The organism is Qipengyuania algicola (assembly GCF_042492175.1).
Classification (GTDB): Bacteria; Pseudomonadota; Alphaproteobacteria; order Sphingomonadales; family Sphingomonadaceae; genus CAJXSN01.
The window spans coordinates 1,055,747-1,080,618 of record NZ_CP170453.1 but is presented as its reverse complement, the minus strand read 5'-3'; the positions used below and the strand labels follow the sequence as shown (position 1 = coordinate 1,080,618).

The following is a 24,872-nucleotide window of genomic DNA, read 5'->3' as shown; positions in this document are numbered from 1 at the left end:
GATCACAATTGTCACGATTTCTGGCTGGCATCGCGGCCTGCCATGATGCATCAGTCGCCCTAACGACGAAAACAGGAGGGCGCGATGAAAGCGATCTGGGCAGTAGGCGCGGCGAGTGTGGCATTGGCTGGCTGCGCCACCACGCAAGGCATCGACGGGCAGGCGCAGGCCGTTGCCGTTGCCGCTCCCGTGGCACCGGAACAAACCGCAAGCGTCGATGCCAGCGCGATTGCCGAGGCCGAGGATATCGGCGCTTTGTTCGAGGCCTATGACGCCGCCTCGCTGGAATTGTCCCCCATTTCCAAGGCTTATCGCGGCATCCGCGATGAAGATTACGGCGAGTGGGGCGATTTTTCGGAGGCCGCCGACCGGCAATCTTTCGAGCTGCTGCAATTCACTGCAGAGCAGATGCGCGGCAAGTTCGATGTCGATGCTCTGCCGGAGCAGGATGCGCTGTCCTACCGCCTGTTCGAGGCGGTCGAGCAGCGGCGCGCCTCGCTGTTCCCGTTTCGCGAATACGGCTATATTTTCGACCAGATGAATGGCGCGCAGAGCCAGCTGCCCGCCTTTCTGATCAATATCCACCGCATCACCAATGTCAGCGATGCGCGCGCCTATATCAGCCGGATCGAAGGGATCGGGCCGGGTATCGGCGAGCTGGTTTCGCAATCGCGCGAACGAGCGGGGAATGGCGTGATGCCGCCCGACTGGGTCTACCCTTACGTCATCTCGGACGTGGAGAATCTCCTGTCGGCAGGGCTCGACAATGCAATTCTCGCCGATTTCGCGGAGAAAGTCGGGAAGCTGGAGATCGACGATGCGGCCAAGTCCGGTCTGATTGCGGATTCGGTCGCTGTCTGGGAAACCTCGGCCCAGCCCGCTTATGAGGGGCTGCTGGCAGAAATGAAGCGGCAACAGGCGATTGCGCCGACCGACGACGGTGTCTGGCGCTTCCCCGAAGGTGCGGCTTATTACGAGGCGCTTCTGGCGAATTACACGACCACCGACCTGACGGCCGACCAGATCCACGCGCTGGGGCTGGAGAATGTCGCGCGCATTCATGGCGAGATGCGAGCCATCATGGCGCAAGTGGGTTTTGAAGGAAGCTTGCAGGATTTCTTCCAGTTCACCCGCAATGATGACCGGTTCTTCTACACCACGCGCGAAGACTATCTCGCCGATGCCAACGCTGTGTTGCGCAAGATGGAGGCCCGGCTCCCCGAATATTTCGGCAAGCTTCCCAAAGCCCCGATGGTGATAAAGCCGGTCGAGGCCTTCCGCGAAAAGAGCGCGGGCAAGGCCTTTTACCAAAGCCCTGCGCCCGATGGCTCACGGCCCGGCACCTATTATGTGAACCTCTATAATCTGCGCGACATGTCGAAGAACGAGCTGGAGGCGCTGGCCTATCACGAAGGTTCGCCCGGCCACCATCTCCAACGCGCCTTGCAGACGGAAATGGGTGATCTCCCGCCCTTCCGCCGGTTTGGCGGAGTGACTGCCTACACCGAAGGCTGGGGGCTCTATTCCGAAGAATTGCCCAAGGAGATGGGCTTTTACACCGATCCCTATTCCGATTTCGGCCGGCTCGGCATGGAGCTGTGGCGGGCTGCGCGGCTGGTGGTCGACACAGGGCTCCACCACAAACGCTGGACCCGCGAGGAAGCGATCGAATATCTGACGGTCAACACACCCAATCCCGATGGCGATATCCGCAAGGCGATCGAGCGCTACATCGTCTATCCGGGGCAGGCGACGGCCTATATGATCGGCAAGCTGAAGATCATGGAAGTCCGTGAAAAGGCACGCGAAGAGCTGGGCGACCGGTTCGACATTCGCGCGTTCCACGACGTCATTCTCACCAGCGGCCCTGTGCCCCTGTCGATCATGGAAGAGAATGTCGATGCCTGGGTCGCTTCGGTGAAGGCCGGGTAAGCAGGAGCACATAGAGCAAGTCTGTGGCCCAAAAAGAGCCTCCGTTCGAATTCGGTTTCGCTGCCATGCCCCCTGCGCTGCGTGGCTATGCCAACGCGTTTTACACGTTCAAATCGGGCGCGGGGAAGCTGCATGACATCATGCCGTCCTACTCGCCGCAACTGATGCTGTTCAGCAAGGGCGGGGTTTTCATGGATTTCCCCGATGGGCGGCACGGGCCGATCAGCGGGCCGTTCTTCGTGACCCAGCTCGACGAGGCGGTTCCGTTCATCGTTGATGGCCCGGCGGACATGATCGGGGTGTCGCTTAATATGCGCGGCTGGGCTGCGCTCACCGGCTTGCCGGTGAACGAGACCAGCCATCGCCCCATGACCGTGGACAGCGCGCTTTCACCCTTCTCCGCTGCCCGGATCAACGAATTGGTCGATGTCATGCGTGAGGGCACAGCCGACACCGCCTATGTCGCGCGCTCTCTGGGCAACCATCTGGCCGAGGCCTTGCGACCTTTGCCGGCAGACCACGACCGGTTCATTGCCGATATGCTGGAATGGCTAGGTGGCTCGTTCAGTCCTTCGCTGGAAGACCTTCAGGACACGCTAGCTATGTCACCGCGCACGGTTCAGCGCCTGTCCAACCGCTATTTCGGGCGCCCGCCCGTCACACTGGCCAAACGCTATCGCGCGATCCGGGCGGCGACCTATCTGACCTCGCCCGATCTGCCCAAGGAGCTGGAGACCGAGATTCTCGACGCCTATTACGATCAGGCGCATCTGATCCGTGATCTGCGCAAATATACCGGGCGCACGCCGTCGCGCTTTACCGAAGATGGCACCGGGTCGCTGGCCGAGCGGACGCTGGACGTCAAAGGCTATGGCAATGGCGCGCTGTTCACCGGGCTTATCTCGGCAGAGGCGGCCAACGGCTAACGCCCCGTAATTGCTAACGACTCGCAACAGTCGGTTTTGCGTTGAAACCGGCCCGCGGCGCCCATAGATGAAATCGGAACGAATTGGTCCGATTAGCAATGCGCCGTCGATTATGAGATTAAGCAACCTTGCAGATTATGCCGTTGTGACAATGTCCGCTGCGGCGCGGCATTGCGGCTTCAGCCGTGTGTCTGCGGCTGAGCTGGCGGCGGAAACCGGTCTGCCTGCTCCGACCGTGCAGAAAGTGGTCAGCAAGCTGGCGGCGGCGGGCCTCCTCAATTCCACGCGCGGCAGCGGGGGCGGTTTGCAACTCGCCCGTCCGGCAGCGGCCATTTCGGTGGCAGATATTGTCGAGGCGGTCGAAGGACCGATTGCGCTGACAGCGTGCATCGACGGGGCGGATTGCGCGGTCGATCACAGCTGCAGCGTAAAGGCGCACTGGCCGGTCATCAACAACGCATTGCGCGGGGCGCTGGCGGATATCCCGCTTTCGCGCCTCATCAGCAGTCCGGCAGAACAATCAGCAATCAGCGTCCCCACGGCGCAGGAAGAAATGGCATGAGCGACAATCTCGACCTTCAGGATCAGCAGGCTCCCGATCAGCCACTCCAGGATCAGGACGCGCATGACGCGGCGGCCAAGGCTGCCGAGTATGAGCATGGCTGGTCGTCCGACATCGAGCAGGAATTCGCGCCCAAGGGTCTGAATGAAGACACGGTCCGCTTCATTTCGGCCAAGAAGAACGAGCCGGAATGGATGCTCGACTGGCGCCTGAAGGCGTTCCGTCTTTGGCAGACGATGGAGGAACCGAACTGGGCAAAGCTCGGCTATCCCAAGATCGATTATCAGGACGCCTATTACTACGCCGCGCCAACGAAGAAGATCGAGCTGGATTCGCTCGACGATCTCGATCCCGAGATAAAGCGGGTGTACGATAAACTCGGCATCCCTCTGGGCGAGCAGGAAGTTCTCGCCGGGGTGAAGGGCGCGAAGAAAGTCGCCGTGGATGCGGTGTTCGACAGTGTGAGCGTCGCTACCTCTTTCCGTGAGGAACTGATGCGCGCGGGCGTGATATTCCGCTCGATCTCCGAAGCCATCCGCGAATATCCCGATCTGGTGAAGCAATGGCTCGGCAAGGTCGTGCCGCAGCGTGATAATTATTTCGCCACGCTCAACAGCGCGGTCTTTTCCGACGGCACCTTCGTCTACATCCCCGAAGGCGTGCGTTGCCCGATGGAGCTCAGCACCTATTTCCGCATCAATGCGGAGAATACCGGGCAGTTCGAACGCACGCTGATCGTCGCCGAGAAGGGCTCTTACGTCAGCTATCTCGAAGGCTGCACCGCGCCGATGCGCGACGAGAACCAGCTCCACGCCGCCGTGGTCGAACTGGTCGCGATGGAAGATGCGGAGATCAAATACTCCACCGTCCAGAACTGGTATCCCGGCGATGCCGAGGGCAAGGGCGGGATCTACAACTTCGTGACCAAGCGCGGCCTGTGTCAGGGCGCGCGGTCGAAGATCAGCTGGACGCAGGTTGAAACCGGCAGTGCGGTGACGTGGAAATACCCGTCCTGCGTGCTCAATGGCGAAGACAGCGTGGGCGAGTTCTACTCGGTCGCGGTCACGAACAATTACCAGCAGGCCGATACCGGCACGAAGATGATTCACAACGCGTCCGGAACGCGCAGCACGATCATCTCCAAAGGCATCAGCGCGGGGCATTCCGACAACACCTATCGCGGCCTCGTCCGCGTGGGCGCGAATGCGGAGAATGTGCGCAACTTCACCCAGTGCGACAGCCTGCTGCTGGGCGACCAGTCGGGCGCGCACACGGTGCCCTATATCGAGGTAAAGAACCCCACCGCCCAGATCGAGCACGAGGCCACCACCAGCAAGATCAGCGACGACCAGATGTTCTACGCACAGCAGCGCGGGCTGGACGAGGAAGAGGCCGTGGCCCTGATAGTCAACGGCTTCGCCAAGGATGTGATGAAGCAGCTGCCCATGGAGTTTGCGGTTGAAGCGCAGAAGCTGCTGGCAATCTCGCTCGAGGGGAGTGTGGGGTGAAGACTGTATACACGGACCGATTTGGCATCTTCCATTGGGCGATGATTGCGGTCGCTCTTTGGCAGGCCTTGTCCGCGTTTGAGTCGGCGATGGAAGGTAGCTGGGGCAGGGCGCTGCTTAATGCCGCTGTGGCCGGCGCTTTCTCGTTTCTGGCCGCAAGGCGCATGATCGAGAGGCGAGCCGCCATTCGCGCCGGAAGCGATCCCGCAATTATGCAGACTGCGAAGAAATGACTGACCGCAAAACCCTTCAGCTCCGCGAGCCGTCGGATGACGGCGAAGCACCCGCGCTCAAGAAGAAGGGTCGCGGGTGGGAAATTTCCGACAAGCGGCTCGACGCGCTGCATGACCGTGCGCGCGAGATGCGGCGGCACTCCTCGCCTGCGCACAAGGCGCTGTCGGCGAAGTTCACCGGGGCCGATCTGGGCCGCTACACCTTCACCCGCCATGCGGTGGTCGGCAGCGCGATTGTCGATTTCAATTGCCACAATCTCGGCATGGCGATTTGCATCGACGAGCCGGACCAGAGCGATGTGCTGGCCAAGCGCCGCGACAAGAGCCTCGAAAGCGTCGGCATCCGCGTGATGCGGATCAAGGCCGAGGACATCCTCGAGAATATGGACGCAGTGCTCGAGCGCATCACCGCCGGAATGCGCATGCGGATTGCCGACAAGAAACAGGCCCGCCGCGAGCACAATGCCAGCAACCCGCGCCAGACCAAGCCGCGCTACGACCGAGACGGCAATGGTCCGCCGAGAAACAGGGATGGAGGACGCGGATGACGCGCTCCTTCTCCAATCCCGCCATCCCGGACCTCGTCCGGGACCCCGCTTTCCTTCCGCTGCGCTCGAAGGCAGCGGGACCCCGGATCAAGCCCGGGGTGACGCCAAATTTTAGATGAGTGACCCAATGCTGAAAATCGACAATCTCACCGCCACGGTCGCGGACAAGCAAATCCTCAACGGCCTCAGCCTCGAAGTTGCTGCGGGCGAAATACATGCGATCATGGGCCCCAATGGCGCGGGCAAAAGCACGCTGTCCTACGTGCTGGGCGGGCGTCCGGGTTATGAAGTGACCGGCGGCAGTGTCGAGTTTATGGGGCAGGATCTGCTTGATCTGGAGCCGCATGAGCGGGCCTCGGCCGGGCTGTTCCTCGGCTTCCAGTATCCGGTCGAGATCCCCGGTGTCTCCAACGTCCAATTCCTGCGCGAATCCCTGAACGCCCAGCGCGCAGGTCGGGGCGAGGAAGCGCTGACCGGCGGCGAGTTCCTGAAGCTGGCGAAAGAGAAAGCCGGTCTGCTGGGCATGGATATGGAAATGCTCAAGCGGAACGTGAATGTCGGCTTTTCCGGCGGCGAGAAGAAGCGCGCCGAGATGGTCCAGATGGGCATCCTCGATCCCAAATTCGCGGTGCTCGATGAAACCGATAGCGGCCTCGACATTGATGCTCTGCGCGTCGTGGGCGAGGGGATCAATGCGATCATGCGCGATCCCGCAAAGGGCGTGCTGCTCATCACCCACTACCAGCGCCTGCTCGACGTGGTGAAGCCCGACAAGGTCAGCATTTTGGCCGCCGGGCGCATCGTTCAGACGGGCGGCCCCGACCTCGCGCTGCGGCTGGAGGAAGAGGGCTATGACGCGGTGATGGCTCCAGAGAATGCCAATGCCTGAGGCAGCAACCCTCCCGACACGGCGTGACGAGGCGTGGCGCTATTCGGACACCGATGCGCTGGCCGCGCTTGACCTTGGCACGTTCGAGGACTGGCAGGATATCGCGGTGCCCGCAGGTGGCACGCACCGCGAAATCGTGACCATCGCAGAGGGTGACGGCACGCAGCTGCGCCGCTTGCGGATCAAAGTTGGCGAGGGTGCGACTTGCGAAGTGTTCGGCGTGATTGCGGCGGCGCAATTGGGCCGTGTGGAGACAGTCGTGCATCTGGAGCGCGGCGCGCATTTCGAGATGGGCGGCATCACTCTCGGCGGGTCCGAGACGACGCGCGAATTTGTCAGCCACCTGACCCATGCAGAGCCCGAGGCGACCAGCAACCAAACTGTGCGCAGTGTCCACTGGGGCAAGGGCACAGGCAATTTCCTCGGCCGGATCGACGTGGTGCGTCACGCCCAGAAGACCGATGCAGCGCAGGACTTCAAAGGCCTGCTGCTGGAGAAAGGCGCAAGCGTGAATGCTGTGCCCCAGCTCGAGATCTTCGCCGACGATGTGAAGTGTGCGCACGGTGCCACTGTGGGTCAGCTGGATGAAACCGCGCGGTATTACATGGCGGCGCGCGGACTTCCGCCCGAAACCGTCCGGCGCTTGCTGGTGCAGGCGTTTCTGGGTGACGCTCTGGTGGCGCTGGATGACGATGCGGAGCGCGAGCGCCTGATGGATGTCGCTCTGGCCAAGCTGGAGGCGCATCTTTGACGGACACGCAAACTCTTGCCCCGAAACTCGATGTGCGCGGTGATTTCCCTGGCCTGCTGACGGCGGACGACGATCGCTGGCACTATCTCGATACGGGCGCGACGGCACAGAAGCCGCAGGCTGTGATCGATGCGATGACCGGTGCGCTGGGCCGCGATTACGCCACGGTGCACCGCGGCGTCTATGGCCGTTCCGCTGCGATGACGCAGGCTTACGAGGCCGCGCGGCGGCGCGTTGCGGGCTTTATCGGCGCGCAATCGGAAAACGAGATCGTCTTCGTGCGCGGCGCGACCGAGGGGATCAATTTGGTCGCGAACAGCTGGGGAGGGGCGAACCTCAAGGCGGGCGACCGGATCATGCTCAGCCAGCTGGAGCATCATTCCAATATCGTGCCCTGGCAAATGGTGGCGCAGCGCACCGGTGCGGAGATCGATATCTGTCCGCTCACCGAAGACGGCCTGATCGATCTCGACTGGCTCGAGGCGAACCTCACGCCAGCACACAAGATGGTCGCGTTGGCGCATGTCTCGAATGTGCTCGGCTCGATTCTGGCTGCGAAGCGTGCGGCGAAGGCTGCCCATGCGGTCGGCGCGAAGCTGCTGCTCGACGGGTGCCAGAGCGCGCCGCGTATGCGGCTGGCGATGCACGAGCTGGATTGCGATTTCTTTGTCTTTTCCGCCCACAAGCTCTACGGACCGACGGGCATCGGCGTGCTGTGGGCGCGCGAGGAGCTGCTGGACGCGATGCCGCCATGGCAGGGGGGCGGCGCGATGATCGACCGCGTGACCTTCGAGAAAACAACCTATGCTCCGCCGCCGCAGCGCTTCGAAGCCGGCACGCCGATGATTACCGAAGCCATCGCGCTGCACGCCGCGATTGACTATGTCGAAAAAGTCGCGGGCGAAGCGGGCATGGAAGGCCTGTTTGCGCACGAAGCGGCGCTGGCAGCGAAAACGCGCGAGGAATTGTCGCGCCTCAATTCGATCCGCCTGTTCGGCCCGGACACAAGCGCGGGGATCGTCTCCTTCCTGATGGAGGGGGTTCACCCGCACGATCTGGGCACCATATTGGATGAAGAGAATGTCGCGATCCGGGCGGGGCACCATTGCTGCCAGCCGCTGATGGATCACTACGGCGTGCCGGCCACCGCGCGGGCCAGTTTCGGCCTGTACAGCGACGAGAGCGATATCGAAGCACTGCTGCGCGGTATCGAGCGAACCCAGAAGATTTTCGGCTAGGATACGAGAAGATGACCGAAGAAAGCCCGGACAAGAAGGATTTCGTGGCAGCGCCCGCGCCCAACGAGCAGGTCCTGACGCAGGCGCCGCCCAAGCCGCCGCGCGCCAGAGTGGAAGACGTGGTTGAGGACGCGGTGGAAACGCCCAAGGAGACGATGGAGCGCAAGCGCGATTATCTCGAAGGGTTCCTGCAGAAAAAGCCCAAGCAGGCAGGCCCCGGCGGAGCGGGCGGTGAATTGCAGGAGGCGGTCGTCTCCGCGTTGAAGGAAATTTACGATCCGGAAATTCCGGTCAATATCTACGATCTGGGCCTGATTTACGGTGTCGAGGTGGATGACGAGAGCGATGTGACCGTCACCATGACGCTGACCACGCCGCATTGCCCGGTCGCCGAAACCATGCCCGGCGAGGTTGAACTGCGCGCGGCGAGCGTGCCCGGCGTGCGCGATGCGGAAGTCAATCTGGTGTGGGATCCGCCATGGGGCCCCGACAAGATGACCGACGAAGCGCGGCTTGAATTGGGGATGCTGTGATGACTGGCTCTACTCTTCGCGAACGTCCTGCGGCAGTTATCCTGACCAAGGCGGCAGAGGCGCGGGTTGCCGAGCTGATGGCCAAAGCGCCCGATGATGCCATCGGTGTGAAATTGTCGACCCCGCGGCGCGGCTGCTCGGGCCTCGCCTACTCGGTGGACTACGTGACCGAGGAAGTGGCCTTCGACGAAAAGATCGAAACGCCGGGCGGCACTTTCTACATCGACAGCGCCAGCGTGCTGTATCTGATCGGCAGCACGATGGACTGGGTGGAGGACGATTTCACCGCGGGCTTCGTGTTCGAAAACCCGAACGCCAAAGGCGCGTGCGGCTGCGGCGAAAGCTTTATGGTCTAGGTCGGGTTGCCGGGGGCGGAAGCCCGTTTCCGGTTCGGCCAGACCTTCGTATCAGTCTTCCGATTTCAGCCGGTCGAGCAATTCGCGCTCGAGCACATCCAGTTCGCCATCGGCTTCGATCATGTTGTCGAGCCAGGCCTTTTCGTCGCCGGTGACCAGTTCGCCGGAGGCCGCCTGAGCGGTGTAATCGGGCGAGCCTGAACCCTGTTTGCGCCCGAAGATTTTTCCGAAATGGTTCTGCGCCTGCGGCATTTCGCGAACCATCGCGCCCATGAAGCGGCCGACATTCGCGCGATTGTCATTCATGAAGGCTTCCAACTCCTTCATCCGCCCATGGCTGATCTGGGCGTTCTTGAAGCCAAAGCCTTTCAGATAATTGGCGATCCCGTCCACAAACAGCGGACCCCATTCCAGCGCGTTCGCGTTGCCCAGCGTCGCGTCCTTGATCCGGAACAGCATCTCCGCATCGTGGCGGGTGACAGCGGCGGGGCCGTAGCCTCCGCTGGCGAAGATCACCCGGCGCAGCAGGCGGCATTCAGCGGTGCTGATATGGGTGGCGGACAGCTCTCCGCCGCAGCGGGTCGGGCCAGTGCCGCTCAGCACAGCTTCCTGAATCTGGTGCAGCGTATAGGTTTTGAGCGCTTCGGGAACGTTCTGCGCGCGTTCGACCACGCGGACCATCAGTTCCAGTTCGGCCATCGTTTCCAACTGGCCATCGGCGTCCAGCTGGGCGATTAGCCAATCGGCCTCTTCGGCATCGCACATATGCTTGGGCTCGGTGCCGTTGAGAACGAATTCGGTCAGCGCTTCGACAAAGAAATCGACCCATTCGCGGTCGGGATCGTCAATCTGGTGATTGATGGCAAAGATCGCTTCGGCCTCTTCGCGGGTAATAAGCCCGTCGCCCCAACCCAGACGGCGCAGCGAGAGGATTTCCTCCGGCGACACATGGCGATCGGCGGCAACGGCGCGGGCAAGCTCTGAAAATTGCATATTCATGCGAAGGGGGTCCCCAAGACCTGTGGTTCTGTTTCCCCACAGCCTTCGCAGAACATCGTTAATTCGGTGTTACCCCCGAGGCTCAGATGCCCTTCAGCGCCCGGACGCACGCGGCGCGGTCCACGTCCAGCGCATCGGAACTGCGCCGCGCATCGACATAGGTGGCGGTGGGCTCCGCTCCGGGCCGTGCGGGATAGAGGTAGACGTCGAGCACACAGGGCTCGCCGGCAAATTGCAATTTGCGCACATCGCCTTCCACCACGTCGAGCCGCGGCGGGCCGAATTGCGCCTGCAAGCCTGCAGCGGACTGGCCGATTACGCCCTCCAGACCGGGCACATTCATCACCCGGGGCGGAATGAACGCGCCCACTGGCGCTGTGGGCCGTGTGCTCGGCACCGGCACGCTGACGCGGGGTGTGGGATTGCCCGGCTGGGCCGTGGGCGCACTTGCTGTGCCTGTCTGGCCGGGCGGGACAGTCGTCGCGCAGGCAGCGGCGAAAGGCATCAGGGAAAGGGCAATGAGTGTGCGCATTATGCTTCGTTTCTCCCGGTCCTGCCCGATTGCACCAGATGGGTGGCGGCGGCGGCCCCGATTACAGGGGCCAGCAGGTTTAGGAAAGGCACTGTGAACAGGGCTGCAATCGCTCCGCCGAGCAGGAAGCGCGTTCCGCCGCCGATTGGCGCAGGCTCGGTCCGGTCATGGCGGTGCCGCGCCCATGCCAGCTCTTGCAGATCGCGGCCCAGCAGCCACGCATTAACCGCCCAGAACAGCGCCACGGTGCCGATGCCGGTGAACAGCAGGGCGAGCGCGACCGGCAGGATCAGCAGATTGACACCCAGCGCCCGCAGGCCTGCGCGGGCCCCGTCCTTCAGGCTTTCGCGAAAGGTAAGCGTGCGCGCGGTGTGCGCCGCGCCGGGATAGTACCGCGCCTCGACCGCGCGGATGATGTCCTCCGCGAAGAACTGGATCACCGCAAGCGCCACGATGCGGAACAGCAGCCATCCCAGCAGGATGGTCGCGGCCAGCGTCAGCACGACCATTGCACCGTTGACCGGGGCCCATCCTGCTTCTGCCAGCAACAGGTGAAGCACGGCGTAAAGAGCCACGCCCAACGCGGCAAACACCCCCAGCGTTGCGACCATGCTCTTCACCAGAACCCGCACAATGGCGGGATCGGCCAATTGCCGCGCGGCGCGGGCGAGGGAGGCTGGAAGCGACACCATGCAGGCAGCGCATCGTGGGCGCCGCGTCTAATGTCAATTGCTGGTAGCCATACATGTTAGACCGCTGAGACTTGGCGAACAGAGCCCCGCCCGCTAGGGGCAGGCGCTCATATTTACTCCCCGCACAAACAACCGGAAGACCGCCCCCATGACCAATCCGAAATACGACGTTGTCGCCATCGGCAACGCCATTGTCGATATCCTCGCGCCCTGCGAAGATGCGGTGATCGAGGAATTGGGGCTCGCGCGCGGAGGCATGTCGCTGGTCGATGCGGATGGCGCAGACAAGCTTTACGAAGCGATGGGCCCGGCGACCGAGAAGTCGGGTGGCAGCGCGGCCAACACGCTGGCAGGTCTGGCAAGTCTCGGCACCAAATGCGCCTTTATCGGGCAGGTCGCGGACGACCAGTTCGGGCAAGTCTTCGCGCATGATATCCGGTCGGCCGGTATCGCTTTCGATACGCCCGCCCGGCAGGACGATCCGCCCACGGGCCGCTGCCTGATTTTCGTGTCGCCAGATGGCGAGCGCACGATGAACACCTTTCTGGGCGCAGGCCAGTTCCTGCCGGCCAGCGCACTGGACGAAAGCGTAATCGCGGACGGGGCTATCCTCTATCTCGAAGGCTATCTGTGGGATCCGGAAGAGCCGCGCAAGGCGATGCGCCGCGCCATCGACGTGGCCCGCGGTGCTGGGCGCAAAGTGGCTTTCACCGCGAGCGAAAGCTTCGTGATCGACCGGCACGGTGATGATTTCCGCGCGATGATAGAGGATGGCGTGATCGACATCCTGTTCGTCAATGAAAGCGAGCTCGCGACGCTGACCGGCAAGGACGATTTCGAAGACGGACTGGCGTCCCTGTCCGGGAAGGTCCCCGTGCTGGTGGCAACCAAAGGCGAGCATGGCGCGGTCGCCATCGCTGACGAAGAGCGCGCCGAAGTAGCGGCCGAGCCGGTCGCCAAGGTGGTCGATACCACCGGCGCAGGGGACCAGTTCGCCGCCGGTTTCCTGTCAGGCCATGTCAAGGGCCTGCCGCTCGAAACCTGCCTGAAACGCGGCGCGATCGCCGCCGCCGAAGTCATCAGCCACATCGGCCCGCGCCCCGAAGTCGACATGCAGGCTCTGATGACGGAGAAATCGGGGTAGGAGCCCGCCCTCCGTCATCCCCGCGAAAGCGGGGACCAAGAGTGACCTTGAGCCAATCTGCCCTAGGCCCCCGCATTCGCGGGGGTGACGAGATGCTTGACGGCGCTCGGGGAAGTCTTCCCCTATGTCTCCCGCTCAACTTCGCGCCAGCCAATATCCCTCCTGCAGAAGCCGCTCTCGAACGAGATGGCATCCACGGCCTGATATGCTGCGTCCTTTGCCCCGGTCGCACTCCCGCCCATCGCCGTGACGTTGAGCACGCGGCCGCCATTGGCGACGAGCTGGTCGCCATCCAGTCTCGTCCCTGCATGAAAGACTTTCGCGCCATCCGCTTCGGCTGATCCCAGATCGATCACGCCGCCCTTTTCCGGGGTGCCGGGATAGCCTTTGGCGGCCATCACGACGGTCAGCGCCGTTTGGTCGGAGAACTTCGCTTCGCTCCATTCGCCCAGCGTCCCGCCCGCGCAAGCGAGCATCAGCGCGGCAAGATCTTCCTCCAGCCGCATCATCAGGACTTGGCATTCCGGATCGCCGAAGCGCGCATTGTATTCGATCAGTTTGGGACCTCCAGCGGTCAGCATCAGCCCGGCATAGAGCACACCGGAATAGGGCGTGCCCTCTTCACGCAGTGTGTCGACCGTGGGCTGGACAATGTCGCGCATCACGCAGGCCTGCAATTCTTCTGTCAGCACCGGCGCGGGGGAGTAGGCGCCCATTCCGCCGGTGTTCGGCCCGGTGTCCCCTTCGCCCACGCGCTTGTGATCCTGCGCTGTACCGAAGGGGAGGACCGTCTTGCCATCGGTCAAAGCGAAGAAGCTCGCCTCTTCCCCGTCCAGAAATTCCTCGATCACTACCTCTGCGCCCGCTTCGCCAAATTGCCCGCCAAACATATCGGCAAGCGCGGCCTCGGCCTCTTCGCGCGTCGGGGCAATCACCACGCCCTTGCCCGCCGCCAGACCATCGGCCTTGAGCACGAAAGGCGCAGTGAAGTTATCCAGCGCGGCTGTCGCGTCAGCGAGCGTGGCAGTGCGGACATAGCCTCCGGTGGGGATATCGGCGCGAGCGCACAAATCCTTGGTAAAGCCCTTGGACCCCTCCAGCTGGGCAGGGGTCTTGTCGGGGCCGAAGACCGCGATGCCTGCCGCGCGCAAATCATTGCCCAGTCCGGCGACCAGAGGCGCTTCCGGCCCGATGACAACCAGCTCGACATTGTGTGCCGAGCAGAACCCGACCACGGCGGCGTGGTCGCCCGCGTTCAGATCGATCAGCTCCGCTTCTTGCGCAATGCCCGGATTGCCGGGCGCGGCGAACAGTTTGGTGCAGGACGGGGATTGCGCCAGCTTCCACGCCAGCGCATGCTCGCGCCCGCCCGAACCGATCAGCAGGATATTCATGGCCCAACCTTACGACAGTGATGACAATTCGGGTCTCGTAGCGAAGGGTCGCACCGGCGACAACGCCGAGCCTGTGGGCGTGTCCGAATTGTCGGCGCGCCTCAAACGCACGGTGGAGGAGCAGTTCGGTTTCGTCCGGCTGCGCGGTGAGTTGTCAGGTGTGAAGCGGGCGGCTTCGGGGCATCTCTATTGCAGCCTGAAGGATGAAAAGGCGGTGATTGACGGCGTCATGTGGCGCGGCAATGCCGGGCGGTTGCCGTTCCAGCCGGAGGACGGGCTGGAAGTGATCGCCAGCGGCAAGCTGACGACCTATCCCGGGCGCAGCAAATACCAGATCGTGATGGACCGGATGGAGCTGGCGGGCGAGGGCGCGCTGCTGGCTTTGCTGGAGAAAACCCGTCTGCGGCTGGAGGCGGAGGGGCTGTTTGCCCGCGAGAGGAAGCGGGCGCTACCTTTTCTGCCGCGCACCATCGGCGTGGTGACTTCGCCGACCGGAGCGGTGATCCGTGATATCCTGCACCGTCTGGCTGACCGGTTCCCCACCCATGTCGTCGTCTGGCCGGTTCTGGTGCAGGGGCCAAGCGCGGCCGATCAGGTGACGGCGGCCATTCGCGGCTTTGGCGCAATCGCAAAAGGTGGTCCCATCGCGCGGCCCGATCTGCTGATAGTCGCGCGCGGCGGCGGCTCGATCGAGGATTTGTGGAGCTTCAACGAAGAACAGGTGGTCCGCGCCATCGCCGAATCGCCGATCCCCGTGATCAGCGCGGTGGGCCACGAAACCGATACCACGCTGGCCGACTATGCCGCCGACCGCCGGGCACCTACTCCCACGGCCGCCGCAGAGATGGCGGTGCCGGTGCGGGCTGAACTCGCCGCAACGCTCAGCGATTTCGGGGCGCGGCAGCAGCGAAGTGTCTTGCGGCCGGTTGCTCTGGGGCGGGAGCGGCTGGAGGCGCGCGTACAGCGCATGCCCACCCTAGACGCATTGCTTCAACCGCAGGCGCAAAGGCTGGATGATCTGACCGAGAGGCTCAGGCGGGGCCTGAAAGACCGTGCTGGCAAGGGTCGGGAAAATTTGGGCCAGGTGCAGGCGCGGTTTACCCGCCGTTTGCTCGACCGAAAGCTGGAGGACGCAGGCCGCGCTCTGTCGGCAGTGCGCTTCACCAGCCGCCCGCTCGAGGCGCAGTTGCAGCGCAGTACCGAGCGGCTGGAGGGCATGAGCCGCCTGCTGGCGACCTATGATTACGAAGCTCCGCTGCGGCGCGGCTATGCGCTGGTGCATGACGGCGAGGGCAAATTGCTGCCGCGCAAGGCGCAGGCCGAGGCGGCGGAGGCGCTGTCCATTCAGTTTGCAGACGGGGTTCTTGCTGTAGGGACTGGGAATACACCGCCTGCTCATGCGCCGCGCCCTCAGCGCAAGACCAAGGCCAAACGCAAACCGCCTGCAGTCAGCGACGCGCAGCAGGGTTTGTTCGATTGAAAACCGATTGCTAAAGGCACTGCCATGTTGATGTCCTCCGGCGACCAGCTCGCCACACTCCGCTACGAAGCCAGCTCTTTCCGCGTGTTGAAAGCCGGACGCCATGTCGCCTGCGCGGTCAGCGGCGAACTGATTGCGCTCGAAGATTTGCGCTATTGGAGCGCCGAGCATCAGGAAGCCTATGCGTCGTGCGAGATCGCCACGAAACGTCTGCTGGAGGCCGAATGATGCGCCTTCTTTCCTCCGCCGTGTCCGCAGCGTCGGCTGTGGCTCTGCTGGCGGCTTGCAACGCTGCCAATGCGGAAGACGAGGCAATCGCCAGCGCCGAAACGGCGCAGCCTATGCCTGAAACGCTTGCCGCTCCGACTGCGGCAGCGGTGCAGACACCCCAGATCATCGGCCTTCAGGGCGAATTGACGCAGGGCGGGTTTGTCCGCGGCACTGTCCCCATGAATACCGTTTCGGCGCGGCTGGGCGATACCCCGCTGGAGATCGACGAGAATGGTAACTTCTTCGCCGCGTTCGACCGTGACGAGGGCGCGCAAGTCTTCCTCCACACGGTCATGGCCGACGGCGGGCAGGTCAGCACACCCGTTACGGTCAGCCCGCGCAGCTGGCAGATCGAGCGCGTCAATGTCGCCAAGCGCGGTGGCGGCACCAGCGAAGCTTGGTGGAAGAAGCGCGAGCCGGAGTGGAACGCGATTCAAGGCGCGCGCGCGAAAGAAACGGGCGCGATGGGTTGGATCCAGGACTTCGTATGGCCGGTCACCGGGCGGATTTCGGGCCGTTTCGGCCGCCAGCGAATCTATCGCGGCGAACCGGGCAGCTATCACTCCGGCATCGACATCGCACCCGGCAATGGCGTGCCATTTGTCGCCCCGGCGGATGGCGTGGTGGTGCTGGCCCGCAATGGCTTCAGCCTGGAAGGCAATCTGATCATCATCGATCACGGCGCAGGGCTGAACAGCGCGTTTCTGCATGCGTCACGGATTGTGGTCGAGGAAGGGCAAGCCGTGAAGCAGGGCCAGCATATCGGCGATGTCGGTGCATCGGGCCGCGCCACCGGGCCGCATCTGCACTGGAGCCTGAAATGGCACGACGCGCGGCTCGATCCGCTGCTGTTTACCGGCCCGATGCCCTAGGCCTGGCAGGGCCCCGATGCGGGGAAGCGCGCCTTACTGAACGCGCTTCACCTTGATGGCCCGCTTATTGCCGATCTTCGCCGAATAGCTGCTCAGCGCGCCCTTTTTGATCGTGACCTCGGTGCCCGGCTTGATGTCGCTGTAGATCCGGAAAGTGTCGTTCTGGACCCAGCTTGCGCCGTCTTCCATTTCGAAAAACCAGCTGCCGTCGCCGCGCCGCGTCGCGCGGGTGATGGTGGTGGTGATTTCGCTGAACTCGTCCTCCTCACCGCCGTCGAACAGGCGAATACGCGGGAGTGACAGGCCGAACAGGCCACGCCGTGCTTCGCGGATCTGGCCCTTGTCGGCAAAGACCAGCTCTTCCGATTCCTCGCCCGCCTCGATTACCGCGACCTGCGCGTCATAGCAGGCCAGCCGCTCCATCGGATCGGCGACAGCGCGGCAATCATACAGTTTCTGCACCGCTTCAGGAGTATCCGGCCCATCCTCGTCGTCCTGCGCCAAAGCGGGCGCAGCGATGCCAAGAGCAAAAGCGGCGGGAAGGCAGGTTACGCGGGCAAAGCGTGACGGTAGGCGAGACAGGATGCGGGCGGACATGAGAACCTCGTTTGGCTGAAGAGCGGCGATACTAGCCCTCTGTGTCTGCATGACAAGTGTATGGTCGCGCGCGGGCTCACTGGCGGGGTCATGGGCGCGCACGCCGGTGTGCAGCTAGGCATTGAACGCAGCCCCCCTTCGCCTAAGGGGGAATTCGTGAAACGCCCTTCCCTGAAAAAACTGATCCTGCTGGCCTGGGTGGCGCTGGCTCTTGCGCCCGGCACATGGGTGCGCAGTCCGCGTCCGGCTGCCGTGCTGGATGCCGGACTTGTCGCTACGCGCGTCCCTGTGGACCAGTCGCGCATCGGAGCGCTGGAGGTGCGGGCGGTGTGGAAGCTGAGCAGCCGCCATTCGCTGTTCGGCGGCTATTCCGGGCTGGTCGCGCTGCCCGGTGGCGATCTGTTGTCGGGAAGTGACAAGGGGGCGGCGCTGCGCATCACGCTGGCGGATGGCGCTCCGGTCGCTGGCAGAATGACACCGTTTGGCGGACAGGACCCGCTGGATGACAAGATCAGCATTGATCTGGAAGCGCTGACAATCGACCCTGCGAGCGGGCGAGTCTGGGCGGCATACGAATATCTCAATACAATCGTCCGCTATGCCGACGAGGTGTCTGCCGGAGATGCGGCTGAGCCCGAAGCACTGGAAGACTGGCCCGCGAACAAGGGGCCCGAATCGCTGGTGCGGCTGCCCGATGGACGGTTCATCGTGCTGGCCGAGGGGTCGGAGGCGTGGGACGAGGAGAACCGCAATGGCCTGCTGTTCGAGGGCGATCCGGTGGACGGGGCCAAGGCGACGGCGTTCGATTTTCGGGGGCCTGCGGGCTTCCGGCCCACCGATATGGCCGCGCTGCCCGATGGCCGCGTGCTGATCCTGATGCGCACCTACACGTTCAGCCTGCCGCCGACCTTTTTAGCGCGCCTTGTGGTGGCCGATCCGGCGGATATCAGCGAGGATGGCGTGTGGCGCGGAACCGAAATCGCGCGCTTCCAGCCGCCGCTGCCGACCGACAATTTCGAAGGGCTGGCAGTGATGGGCGATTCGTTTCCGGTGACCCTCTGGATGATCTCCGACGACAACACCGCCAAATTCCAGAACACGCTGCTGATGGAGCTGGCGTGGGACGGGTTGCTCCCCGAAGAATAGCTCCCGCGCGTTCAGACACAGCAAAAGGCGCGCTGGTCACCCGGCGCGCCTTGAAAAATGCGTCTTTTAAGAAATCGCTGCGCGCTTTCTTGCGCCCGGTTCCGGCCCACTCCCCGCCCAACCACCCGATCATTCTCCGATACGCTATCGGGTGGTTGGGCGGGGGAGTGGGCTGGTGCCGCAAGGGTCGGACGGATGTCCGGCCCGCACTACAAATCAAGCTTCAGCGACAGCCTTCTTGAGCTCTTTCTTCACGCGCTGTGCGCGGGTGCTGAGCTTTTCGTTCTTGGTCTTCAGCAGCCAGTTATCCAGCCCGCCATTGTGCTCGACCGAACGCAAGCCGTGGGTCGACACGCGGAACTTGAAGCCGCGTTCCAGCTTCTCGCTCAGCAGCGTGACGTTCTGCAGATTGGGCAGGAACACGCGCTTGGTACGGTTGTTCGCGTGGCTCACATTGTTGCCGGTCAGGCGGCCCTTGCCGGTCAGTTCGCAGATGCGCGACATGATAAATCTCTTTGCAAAAATGGATAACGGCACCGCCTCGCATGACGCGTGGAGAGCCGGGAAAGGCGCGCAGTTACCCGCCAATGGCCGAATCGTCAACCGATTGCTTGCCTATCCGGTCCCGGCGGGGCTAGCGCGTGCCCATGACCAAATGGCCCATCCCGCCCGCAATGCAAGCGGCCCTGGCGCAGGGGCGGCTGGCGGCGGAGGCTGGCGAGGTGCCGGTGGGCGCGGTGGTGGTGCAGGATGGCAAGGTGATTGCCGAGGCGCATAACGCCCCGCGTGACCTCAATGACCCGACCGCCCACGCCGAACTGCTGGCGATTCGCCGTGCGGCGCAGGCGCTGGGGCAGGAACGGCTTGAAGGCTGCGACCTCTATGTAACGCTGGAACCCTGCGCGATGTGCGCCGGAGCCATAGCCCACGCCCGAATCGCGCGGCTGTACTACGCGGCGAGCGACCCGAAGGGCGGCGGCGTAGAGCACGGCGCGCTTGTGTTCGAACAGCCCCAGACGCACCACGCGCCGGAAGTGTATTCCGGCATGGGTGAGGCGGAGGCGGGGGAGATGTTGCGCGAGTTTTTTAAGGGGCGGCGGTGAGCCGAGCGTGGCCCTTCTAGAATTTGTAAGTTGCTAGATACTCTGCGGGTATCTCGACATCGAACAGCACACCGGAGAGCCCTGCGACGATAGCGCCGCCGAAAATAATGCCACTCACGATCAAAACGGCAAAGGCGATTGAGCCGGCAGCGGCATTTTTGCTGTGCAAAGACCAATAGGCCGCGCAGCCAAGATGTGTGAACAGAGCAGCCACGGCTAGGAAATAATACGGGATGAAGAACCACTCGAACGGCGGTGCGTGAATCCCGGCGGCGGCGAAACGAAAATCTGTGTCGAGATTCAAAATGTGGCGCCCAGCGAGAACTGCCAGGACATGGTTCAGCAGGAAGAAGATCAAGTAAAGGCCCGAAAGTGCCTGCGTCCAAGCAATCGCGCCATGTCTGCTTCGCCAACCTTTGATGACTATCCTGAGGCCCGTGGCCATCTGCAGAATCAAACAAACCAGAAGCAGGGGTTCTGCAACGGCATTGCGGTAAATCGGGCGAATGGCCGCCATAAAATCGATGTGCTGCTGCTGGCCCGCCAGGCCCACGAGATGGTTGAGCAGGTGCAAGGCGACGAAGACAATGATGACGATCGCTGAATAGCGATGTACTGTCCTAAGGCTGAAATTTTCAGGCATTGGGCCTCCCTTGGTGCGAGCTCGTCAATTTACCTGCGTTACATCCCCCGCCAAATCTTCGCCTTCACCCCGTCCCTAGGCCCGAAGGTCCGGCTCGGGCACACTCTCGGCCTGAACCGTTTGCCGTAGCAGAGGCGCAGTTCTTCCAGCCAACCGCGGCGGTTAAGCTTCACGCCGACCATGCTCGGCTCCCAGCCTTTGTTCGCGCTGGCGAAGGCTTCGCGGATGCGGCCCACGGTCAGGTCGTCTTCGCGCGAAATCCGGTCGAAATCGGGCCAGCGATAGCTGCTCCACAGGATGTTCGTGACTTTGAAATAGGTCGCGGGCAGCCGCGTCATGCAGCTGCCGTGCTTGGCCCATTGCCGTGCGGCGAGGCTGGCAGACGGCATCATACAGAAACTGCGTTTGACCGTTGCAGGCTGCGGGCGCTGCGCCGTGGGGCAATATTGCGGCCAGGTGCTGCGCCCCTCCGGCCAGAAGCCGTGAACGATAAAGCCGAACCGTCCATTGCGGCCTGAGCACTGAGTGGCATGGCTCCCGCTGCGCTGGCGTGTGCGGCAGAATTCCGGGCTCCAGCTGAGCGCCATGGTGTATCCGGTGACCGGCAGCTGGCGGGTGCGCGCATCCTGTTTGACCGGAGGAACGGAAATGCGTGCCGGCGCCTTGCATTGATAGGCCTGCGCAGTCGCCGCTACCGGCAGGGCCAAGCTTGCAGCGGCCAGTGCCGCACTGGCGAACCGGACGGGCCACGCAGGGCGTATCACGCACCTATTTCCGATTGCGCTTCTCGGCGAACCATTCCTTCGCATCGGGCTGAAAGAGGAAATACAGCGCCGCGAGCGAGAACACTGTGCTGGCAATACCGGTGATCATGCTGGTCAGCGGGGTCACGGCCATCTGCATGACGAGCGAAATCGCGCCCCAAGCAAGGAATATCGCCAACACCCACTTCACAACCTCGACCCGCATGACCGATATCAGCATCCACAAGACGCCGCTGATCAGCAGGCTGAATGCAAGGCTGCCGATCATCGCGGCAGCGCCCATATCTTCAATCCCCGAAGCTGCCATTTCGGCGTTCACCAGAGCAACGCTCTCGTCCCACACCAACAGTGCGCCGCCAATCCCGACAAGGACCGAAGCCCAGTAAAGGATATCGAATTTTCTGATGGAATCCGGCTTCATTGTGTCCCCCTGATCTTGGCACCAAGTAGGTGCACCTCGTGGACGACACTGTAGAAGTTACAGCGGCGTAAAGTCCAATCCGATATCGGCGGCAGGCGCGCTTTGGGTCAGGCGACCGACGCTCACATAGTTTACGCCGGTCGCGGCCTTCGCCTTGATAGTCGCCAGATTGATCCCGCCGCTCGCTTCGGTCGGCACTCGGCCGGCAACGAGCGCGACGGCTTCGCGCAAGGTTGGTGGCTCCATATTGTCGAGCAGCAGGCGGGTGGCGCCTGCTTCCAGCGCAGGCTCGATCTGGTCGATCCGGTCCACTTCGCAGATGATGTCTTTCACCCCCGCATCGCGCGCGCGGCGCACCGCCTCGCCGACATTGCCCGCGACGGCGATATGGTTGTCCTTGATCATCGCAGCGTCCCACAGGCCCATCCGGTGGTTGTTGCCCCCGCCCATGCGCACCGCGTATTTCTCGAGGTGTCGCAGGCCGGGAATGGTCTTGCGCGTGTCGAGCAGGGTGCAATCGGGATTGTCCATCGCAGTGACGTATGCGCGGACCATCGTCGCGATGCCGGTCAGGTGCTGGACGGTGTTGAGCGCGCTGCGCTCCGCCGTCAGCAGCGCCCGGGCATTGCCTTCCAGCCGCATGAGATCGGTGCCGGGCGTCACTTGCGCGCCTTCCTCAACCAGAATTTCGATTTTCGCGTCGGGATCGAGCGCGCGGAAAAACGCCTCCGCGATCGGCAGTCCGGCGATCGAGCACGCATCGCGGCTGTCCATCACGCCAGAGAAGCGCGCATCGGCGGGGATGACGCTGGTGGCTGTAACGTCTGTGCCGCCACCGGGGAGGCCGGCGCCGAGGTCCTCGTCCAGCGTGGAGCGGACGAAGGCAGGGAGGTCGAAGCCGGCGAGGTTCCATGTCATATTAAATAACTCCCTTCGCCCTGAGCCGGTGTTGCTGCGCAAGAGCTACGCTTCCGAAGGGCTGCTCTTTTATCTTTGAAAACTGCGCTAGAAGAAAGAGCAGTGGTTGGGCAAGCAGCCCAGCTTCGCTTCCGACAAGCTCAGCACGAACGGGGTTTCGTGGTCGTGTCTTGATCTTCCGAAAATGATCGGAGCCGAGAGGCTCTGCGAGGGCGACCGCCGGCCCGCAGGTGCTGGGCCTGAAAGGTCGATAAGGCACCGAGGACGCCCGCGCGGATGCGCGGGCATGAAACAAACTAATGCACGAACCGCGCCACGACATCCCGATACGACCGCGACACCTTCACCTCTGCGCCGCTATCGAGAACCAGAAAGCACTCGCCATTGGTATGCGGCTTAACCTGCCGCACCTGGTTCAGGTTCACGATCTTTGACCGGTGCACGCGCTGGAACTTGCGCGGGTCGAGCCTGCGTTCCAGATCCTTCATCGTCTCGCGCAGGACCAGCGAATTGTCTCCGGTGGAGATGATCATGTAGTCGCCCGCTGCTTCGATATGCTCGATCGAATCCACTTCGACGCGGAAGATCTGGCCCCGATCCTTCACATTGATCAGCTTTTCGAACCGGTCGGCGCTTTCCCCTTCGCCCTCTTCCAGTTCTTCTGCCGCATCGGGCGCGACTTCGGCCAGCACGGTTTTGAGCTTTTCGGCCTCCTCGCTGCTCTTCTTCTCCGCCAGTCTGATGCGCACCCGCTCCAGAGTGTCGGCCAGCTTGTCCTCGTCGACCGGCTTCATCAGATAATTGACCGCGTTGGCCTCGAACGCGCGGATTGCATGCTCCTGATAGGCGGTGACGAAGACGAAAAGCGGCGGTTCGATTTCCATCACGCCCTTCACCACGGAAAAGCCATCAAAGCCGGGCATCTGGATGTCGAGGAAGACGAGGTCGGGCTTCTCCGTCTTGATCGCGCGGATCGCCTCGCGGCCATTGGCGCAGGTTTCGATGATCTCGACATCGTCGAATTTCTGCAGCCGCAATTGCAGCCCCTGAATGGCGAGCTTTTCATCGTCGACGAGGATCGTGCGTATGGCCATGGTCTATCTTCCGGTTGCGCGGCCGGTTTCGGGGTGGCGCGCGGCTGTGGGGGTTGAAGGTTCAACGGACGGGGCGGGTGAGGGTTTCCCGCGTGCGGCAAAGGCTGCAGGAGCCGGTTCGGGTTGCGGGGTAGATTGCGGGGATGCAGCCGGAGCAGTCGACGGCGGCACGAGAGCTGGTTCGGCACTTTCGTCGGGCTCTTCCCGCTCATAGGGGATTTCGATCAGCACCGAGAAGCCGCCTTCGGGTGGCGAGCGAATTTCGAACAGATGGTCGCTGCCATAGGCCTGGCCCAGCCGGTCGCGGATATTGGGCAGGCCTACGCCGGTCGAAACCGTGCCGCCGGTGCCCGGCTCGTCGCCGCGCGCAGCGCCTTCGACATCGCCCTTGCGCCGTTTTTGCAAGCCCGGGCCGGTATCGCTGACGATGATCCGCAAACGATCGACGGTTCTGTTGGCGCGCAGAGTAATCTTCGCCCCTTCCTCCTGTGGACCAACAGCGTATTTGATTGCGTTTTCCACCAGCGGTTGCAGCAGCATGGCGGGCAGGCAAGCCCTGGCGGCCTCGTCCTCGATATCGAATTCGGTGCGCAGGCGGTCCTCGAACCGCATCCGCTCTATCTCCAGATAAAGCTGGATGGTGGCGATTTCCTGTTTCAGCGTCACCTTTCCACTAGGATTGGTAATCAGCGTGTGCCGCAGGAAGCTGCTCAGCCGGGTCAGCATCGCATTCGCCGGATCGGTCTGTTTGAGCAGCACCAGAGTGCTGATGGAATTCAGCGTATTGAACAGAAAATGCGGGTTGAGCTGATAGCGCAGCATGGCGAGCTGCGCTGCTGTTGCCTGCGCTTCTAACCGTTCCAGCTGGTCCGCCTGCTCCTCGATCTGCAGGAAGAAATTGATCGCGTAATACAGCGCCGACCAGGCGCCCAGCAGGGTGAGCGGATAGATCGAATAGCCAATAAACAGCGAGGCAAATTCGGAATTGTCCGGCCGGGTCAGGTCGATCACCCAGGTCTGGATGAAGGCGAAAACCACCACGGATACCGCCAGAACGGCAGCGGTGGAGACCCATGTCACCACGGGCTTCTGGCCAAGCAATTGGCGGAAGACGGTCGAGAGGATGAGGCTGATCGAAAGCCCGGTAATCGCCTCGATCAGAATGACCGCAAAGAATGACAATTCCTGCCCGCCGGCAAAGCCCGATACGGCGCGCAGCGTGAATGCGCCGCCCCAGCCTGCCAGTTGCAGGTTCCAGAACGCCCGGTTTTTGTTCTCGAAAAACCGTGTCGGTCGGAAGGGTAACACCGCCATCGTCCGGGCACTC

Annotated in this window: 29 protein-coding genes; 17 read left to right on the top strand and 12 right to left on the bottom strand. The window is 62.9% G+C overall.

The window, feature by feature from the left end:
* The first annotated feature begins 84 nt into the window (after positions 1-84).
* The 11 genes from ACFCW2_RS05160 to ACFCW2_RS05110 all read left to right on the top strand — a co-directional run bounded on the left by ACFCW2_RS05160 (position 85) and on the right by ACFCW2_RS05110 (position 9,476).
* Positions 85-1,932: a DUF885 domain-containing protein gene (locus ACFCW2_RS05160; protein WP_379548558.1), complete on the top strand. Its 1,848-nt coding sequence runs from the start codon at positions 85-87 to the stop codon at positions 1,930-1,932.
* 23 nt (positions 1,933-1,955) lie between these two features.
* Positions 1,956-2,858, top strand: coding sequence for a helix-turn-helix domain-containing protein (locus ACFCW2_RS05155; RefSeq protein WP_379548557.1), 903 nt, complete (start codon positions 1,956-1,958; stop codon positions 2,856-2,858).
* 112 nt (positions 2,859-2,970) lie between these two features.
* Positions 2,971-3,420, top strand: coding sequence for an SUF system Fe-S cluster assembly regulator (locus ACFCW2_RS05150; RefSeq protein ID WP_379548556.1), 450 nt, complete (start codon positions 2,971-2,973; stop codon positions 3,418-3,420).
* Entirely contained in the window at positions 3,417-4,928 is a 1,512-nt protein-coding gene (gene sufB / locus ACFCW2_RS05145) for a Fe-S cluster assembly protein SufB (RefSeq protein WP_379548555.1), read from the top strand. The genes ACFCW2_RS05150 and sufB overlap by 4 nt, the downstream gene beginning before the upstream one ends.
* Positions 4,925-5,161, top strand: a complete 237-nt coding sequence (locus ACFCW2_RS05140; RefSeq protein ID WP_379548554.1) for a hypothetical protein — start codon at positions 4,925-4,927, stop codon at positions 5,159-5,161. The genes sufB and ACFCW2_RS05140 overlap by 4 nt, the downstream gene beginning before the upstream one ends.
* Entirely contained in the window at positions 5,158-5,709 is a 552-nt protein-coding gene (locus ACFCW2_RS05135) for an endonuclease domain-containing protein (RefSeq protein WP_379548553.1), read from the top strand. Before ACFCW2_RS05140 ends, ACFCW2_RS05135 begins: the two co-directional genes overlap by 4 nt.
* Before the next feature lie 127 nt (positions 5,710-5,836).
* Entirely contained in the window at positions 5,837-6,598 is a 762-nt protein-coding gene (gene sufC, locus ACFCW2_RS05130) for a Fe-S cluster assembly ATPase SufC (protein WP_379548928.1), read from the top strand.
* Complete coding sequence (locus tag ACFCW2_RS05125; protein ID WP_379548552.1) at positions 6,591-7,349, top strand: SufD family Fe-S cluster assembly protein; 759 nt, start codon at positions 6,591-6,593, stop codon at positions 7,347-7,349. Before sufC ends, ACFCW2_RS05125 begins: the two co-directional genes overlap by 8 nt.
* Entirely contained in the window at positions 7,346-8,587 is a 1,242-nt protein-coding gene (locus ACFCW2_RS05120) for a SufS family cysteine desulfurase (protein WP_379548551.1), read from the top strand. Before ACFCW2_RS05125 ends, ACFCW2_RS05120 begins: the two co-directional genes overlap by 4 nt.
* Positions 8,588-8,598: 11 nt before the next feature.
* Positions 8,599-9,120, top strand: coding sequence for an SUF system Fe-S cluster assembly protein (locus ACFCW2_RS05115; RefSeq protein WP_379548550.1), 522 nt, complete (start codon positions 8,599-8,601; stop codon positions 9,118-9,120).
* On the top strand, positions 9,120-9,476 hold the full coding sequence (locus tag ACFCW2_RS05110) for a HesB/IscA family protein (protein ID WP_379548549.1): 357 nt from the start codon (positions 9,120-9,122) through the stop codon (positions 9,474-9,476). The genes ACFCW2_RS05115 and ACFCW2_RS05110 overlap by 1 nt, the downstream gene beginning before the upstream one ends.
* A 51-nt stretch (positions 9,477-9,527) precedes the next feature.
* On the opposite strand, the gene ACFCW2_RS05105 is transcribed toward ACFCW2_RS05110, so the two are convergent.
* The 3 genes from ACFCW2_RS05105 to ACFCW2_RS05095 form a co-directional block, all read right to left on the bottom strand.
* On the bottom strand, positions 9,528-10,475 hold the full coding sequence (locus ACFCW2_RS05105; RefSeq protein WP_379548548.1) for a hypothetical protein: 948 nt from the start codon (positions 10,473-10,475) through the stop codon (positions 9,528-9,530).
* A gap of 82 nt (positions 10,476-10,557) precedes the next feature.
* Positions 10,558-11,007 carry a hypothetical protein gene (locus ACFCW2_RS05100; protein WP_379548547.1) on the bottom strand — a complete coding sequence of 150 codons (450 nt, stop codon included), beginning with the start codon at positions 11,005-11,007 and terminating at the stop codon, positions 10,558-10,560.
* On the bottom strand, positions 11,007-11,699 hold the full coding sequence (locus ACFCW2_RS05095) for an EI24 domain-containing protein (RefSeq protein WP_379548546.1): 693 nt from the start codon (positions 11,697-11,699) through the stop codon (positions 11,007-11,009). Before ACFCW2_RS05095 ends, ACFCW2_RS05100 begins: the two co-directional genes overlap by 1 nt.
* Positions 11,700-11,847: 148 nt before the next feature.
* Here ACFCW2_RS05095 and ACFCW2_RS05090 point away from each other — a divergent pair, with 148 nt between their 5' ends.
* Entirely contained in the window at positions 11,848-12,843 is a 996-nt protein-coding gene (locus ACFCW2_RS05090; protein ID WP_379548545.1) for an adenosine kinase, read from the top strand.
* 122 nt (positions 12,844-12,965) lie between these two features.
* Here ACFCW2_RS05090 and purD read toward each other — a convergent pair whose 3' ends face one another.
* Positions 12,966-14,237, bottom strand: coding sequence for a phosphoribosylamine--glycine ligase (gene purD, locus ACFCW2_RS05085; protein WP_379548544.1), 1,272 nt, complete (start codon positions 14,235-14,237; stop codon positions 12,966-12,968).
* Here purD and xseA point away from each other — a divergent pair.
* Genes xseA through ACFCW2_RS05070 form a run of 3 tightly spaced genes read left to right on the top strand, consistent with a single transcriptional unit; the run spans position 14,236 to position 16,859 of the window.
* Positions 14,236-15,717 (top strand): exodeoxyribonuclease VII large subunit, encoded by a 1,482-nt coding sequence (gene xseA, locus ACFCW2_RS05080; protein WP_379548543.1) that lies wholly within the window; start codon positions 14,236-14,238, stop codon positions 15,715-15,717. The two genes, purD and xseA, sit on opposite strands and share 2 nt — an antisense overlap.
* Before the next feature lie 24 nt (positions 15,718-15,741).
* Complete coding sequence (locus ACFCW2_RS05075; RefSeq protein WP_379548542.1) at positions 15,742-15,945, top strand: DUF2093 domain-containing protein; 204 nt, start codon at positions 15,742-15,744, stop codon at positions 15,943-15,945.
* Positions 15,945-16,859 (top strand): M23 family metallopeptidase, encoded by a 915-nt coding sequence (locus ACFCW2_RS05070; protein ID WP_379548927.1) that lies wholly within the window; start codon positions 15,945-15,947, stop codon positions 16,857-16,859. The genes ACFCW2_RS05075 and ACFCW2_RS05070 overlap by 1 nt, the downstream gene beginning before the upstream one ends.
* 33 nt (positions 16,860-16,892) lie before the next feature.
* Here the strand turns inward: ACFCW2_RS05070 and ACFCW2_RS05065 are convergent, their stop codons facing one another.
* Positions 16,893-17,456, bottom strand: coding sequence for a hypothetical protein (locus ACFCW2_RS05065; protein ID WP_379548541.1), 564 nt, complete (start codon positions 17,454-17,456; stop codon positions 16,893-16,895).
* A 156-nt stretch (positions 17,457-17,612) separates the two neighbouring features.
* Here ACFCW2_RS05065 and ACFCW2_RS05060 point away from each other — a divergent pair, with 156 nt between their 5' ends.
* Entirely contained in the window at positions 17,613-18,602 is a 990-nt protein-coding gene (locus tag ACFCW2_RS05060; protein WP_379548540.1) for an esterase-like activity of phytase family protein, read from the top strand.
* Between the two features lie 216 nt (positions 18,603-18,818).
* Here ACFCW2_RS05060 and rpmB read toward each other — a convergent pair whose 3' ends face one another.
* The gene (gene rpmB / locus ACFCW2_RS05055; protein WP_379548539.1) at positions 18,819-19,106 is read right to left on the bottom strand and encodes a 50S ribosomal protein L28; all 288 of its coding nucleotides are present in this window, start codon (positions 19,104-19,106) and stop codon (positions 18,819-18,821) included.
* A gap of 143 nt (positions 19,107-19,249) precedes the next feature.
* Here rpmB and ACFCW2_RS05050 point away from each other — a divergent pair, with 143 nt between their 5' ends.
* Positions 19,250-19,705 carry a nucleoside deaminase gene (locus ACFCW2_RS05050; protein WP_379548538.1) on the top strand — a complete coding sequence of 152 codons (456 nt, stop codon included), beginning with the start codon at positions 19,250-19,252 and terminating at the stop codon, positions 19,703-19,705.
* 16 nt (positions 19,706-19,721) lie between these two features.
* Here ACFCW2_RS05050 and ACFCW2_RS05045 read toward each other — a convergent pair whose 3' ends face one another.
* From ACFCW2_RS05045 to ACFCW2_RS05020, 6 genes are all read right to left on the bottom strand, one after another.
* Complete coding sequence (locus tag ACFCW2_RS05045) at positions 19,722-20,348, bottom strand: hypothetical protein (RefSeq protein ID WP_379548537.1); 627 nt, start codon at positions 20,346-20,348, stop codon at positions 19,722-19,724.
* A gap of 38 nt (positions 20,349-20,386) precedes the next feature.
* Positions 20,387-21,112, bottom strand: a complete 726-nt coding sequence (locus ACFCW2_RS05040; RefSeq protein WP_379548536.1) for a ribonuclease T2 family protein — start codon at positions 21,110-21,112, stop codon at positions 20,387-20,389.
* Between the two features lie 4 nt (positions 21,113-21,116).
* On the bottom strand, positions 21,117-21,533 hold the full coding sequence (locus tag ACFCW2_RS05035; protein ID WP_379548535.1) for a hypothetical protein: 417 nt from the start codon (positions 21,531-21,533) through the stop codon (positions 21,117-21,119).
* Positions 21,534-21,590: 57 nt separating this feature from the next.
* Positions 21,591-22,451: a carboxylating nicotinate-nucleotide diphosphorylase gene (gene nadC / locus ACFCW2_RS05030; protein ID WP_379548534.1), complete on the bottom strand. Its 861-nt coding sequence runs from the start codon at positions 22,449-22,451 to the stop codon at positions 21,591-21,593.
* Positions 22,452-22,747: 296 nt separating this feature from the next.
* Positions 22,748-23,545 carry a LytR/AlgR family response regulator transcription factor gene (locus tag ACFCW2_RS05025; RefSeq protein WP_379548533.1) on the bottom strand — a complete coding sequence of 266 codons (798 nt, stop codon included), beginning with the start codon at positions 23,543-23,545 and terminating at the stop codon, positions 22,748-22,750.
* A 3-nt stretch (positions 23,546-23,548) separates the two neighbouring features.
* Positions 23,549-24,859 carry a sensor histidine kinase gene (locus ACFCW2_RS05020; protein ID WP_379548532.1) on the bottom strand — a complete coding sequence of 437 codons (1,311 nt, stop codon included), beginning with the start codon at positions 24,857-24,859 and terminating at the stop codon, positions 23,549-23,551.
* Between the last annotated feature and the right edge of the window lie 13 nt (positions 24,860-24,872).